Raw genomic sequence first — 2,318 nt, forward strand, 5'->3', positions numbered from 1 at the left:
AGATGAACCACTCATCTGCATGGATGAAGCGGCTTACGAGTTAAAAGCGGACGTGTTTGAGCCAATACCAATGACACCCGCAAGCGATCGCAAAGAAGATTACCATTATGAACGGCATGGTGTGCGTGCGTTATTTATATTTTTTGACCCCTTGAGAGGATGGCGGCGCGTGAGTAGTCGTGAGCATCGTACTCGCGTCGATTGGGCACTGGAAGTTCGCCAACTTCTAGATGTAGACTATCCCCACGCGCGCAAAGTCAAGTTAGTTTGTGACAATCTCAATACTCATCACATTGCCTCACTGTATGAAGCTTTTCCTGCAACTGTTGCTCATCGATTAGCTCGCCGCTTAGAAATTCACTATACCCCTCGTAACGGTAGTTGGTTGAATGTTGCCGAGATTGAGTTAAGTGTCCTTTCTCAACAATGTCTTGACCGTCGTATTTCCTCTGCCACCGAGTTAGAAAAGGAGTTATCTGCCTGGCAGAACCAGCGTAATCGCACGAATAGCCAAGTTCAATGGCGCTTCACAACAGAGGATGCCCGTATTAAACTCAAACACCTCTATCCTATTGCACTATTTTAGCCCGGTCGTGCTAGTAGGGTGCGTTATCGCGCCAGCGTAACGCACCGCCAGAGATTTACGGTGCGTTAGGACGAAAGTCCATAACGCACGCTACATCTTAATTACGAATTACCCTTCGGGTGACGCTCGCAAGCTCGCTACCGCTACGCTAACGGCAGTCCCCCAGACGCTCGTTCGCCTTTGGCGTCTCCCCTTGGGAGAAGACTCGCTAACGCTGCGCTAACGGCAGAAACCGCCAAGACGGGGGCTGCCTCACGAATTACGAATTACGAATTACTACTTTCGTGTATAACGATGCTTCACCCCAACAGGAAAATATTCTGCATCACCAGTTGGGGCTAATGCGACCTGTGGCGTTTGATATTCTGGAGGAACATAGTTAGCAAACTCACTATTGAGGCGCAACAGTTGCGAGAGAATCGAAGCTGTGATGGTTTGTTGCTTATCTTCGCTAGCTTCTACGCCTGGTGCTAACTCCACAACTACAGATAAAAATTTATTTTGATCAACATCTTCCCTTACTTGCAACACGAACTTACCCGTCACCCATTCTTGAATGATTGGTTGTTCTAATCCTACAGTCACATTTTCAGGATAGATATTTGCCCCAAAGTAGGAAACCGTAAAGTTAGAACGTCCGAAAACATAGACGAAAGGTAGGGAATGAATACCTCTTGGAGAGTGCTGAGTGCTGAGTGCTGAGTGCTGAGTGTCAGAATGGAGTTTTTCAAGTGGATTAAATCCCCATTCTGCTAAAAACTGAAGCATGGCATCATAACTAATGATGCCGCCAGTATCTAAGATGTCATAACGTATCAAGGGAATGCCATTGTCTCCAGAAAATAACAATGAGCCATTCTGAACTTCAAAAAAACGACCTATGGGGTCATATTGTACCAATGTGGGTAAACGAGATTCTCCAAATAAAGCTCTAGCAGCATCTGGATGTTCTGCCAAAAAACGGCGAATGCAGATACTTAAGGGTGTTTCATTGCCTAATACACCTGCATCCGCAGTACCGTAGAGTGATACAAAATCGTAGCAGAAATTTGTTGAACCAACCCTTTCACCAACTAAACTCCGCCATTCTTCGCTAATTACCTCTCCCGCCATCACTAACTTGAGGTGATATGGTTGCCACTCTACACCACGGGCAATGCCAGTATCAATGACATCTTTGAGGAATGGTGGGTATCCCAACAATACAACCTGATCGAAAGCTGAACCAAGTTCCTGCACAACCCGTAAAATTTCATCTTTGTTGTTACCGGGAGTAATGACGGTGATAGGATAACTTTTACTAGCAAGATAGCGACAGCAATTGGTAGTAAACATCCCGCCTACCCAAGTGCCTAAAGTGAAACAAATCACAGCTAAGGTGCGTCTGGTATCTGCGTAAAAACTATCGTGAAAAATCTGCTCAAAACGTGTAGCGATTTGCAATTCATCTGTGAAGAAACGGGGCCAAAATGTTGGTTTACCTGTGGAACCGGAAGAAGCGGCTATCATATCGCACGCTTGCAACTGCCTATAGCGGCACAGGTCAGGCAAAGGATAACGGGATATATAATTTTCTTTAGCGATCGCTGGCAATTTCTGAAAATCCTCAAAGGTTTGGATAGCATTAGGATCAATCTTGTGTTCTGCTAAAAAAGCCTTGTAGGCGGGTACATTTGCAGCCACATCAGAAAATAAAGCTAAGGCTGCTGATTCGCTGGAAGTGTTGAGATGC

At 45.6% G+C, this 2,318-nt stretch carries 2 protein-coding genes; one reads left to right on the forward strand and one right to left on the reverse strand.

The features are described from left to right. On the forward strand, positions 1 to 586 hold a 586-nt coding region (locus tag I8748_RS05265), incomplete at its 5' end, for an IS630 family transposase (RefSeq protein WP_198123186.1). Between the two features lie 276 nt (positions 587 to 862). On the opposite strand, the gene I8748_RS05270 is transcribed toward I8748_RS05265, so the two are convergent. Beyond that, a partial coding sequence (locus I8748_RS05270) for a phenylacetate--CoA ligase family protein (RefSeq protein WP_198123609.1) occupies positions 863 to 2,318 on the reverse strand: 1,456 nt, incomplete at its 5' end.

The sequence above is a fragment of the Amazonocrinis nigriterrae CENA67 genome (assembly GCF_016056305.1).
Taxonomy (GTDB): domain Bacteria; phylum Cyanobacteriota; class Cyanobacteriia; order Cyanobacteriales; family Nostocaceae; genus Amazonocrinis; species Amazonocrinis nigriterrae.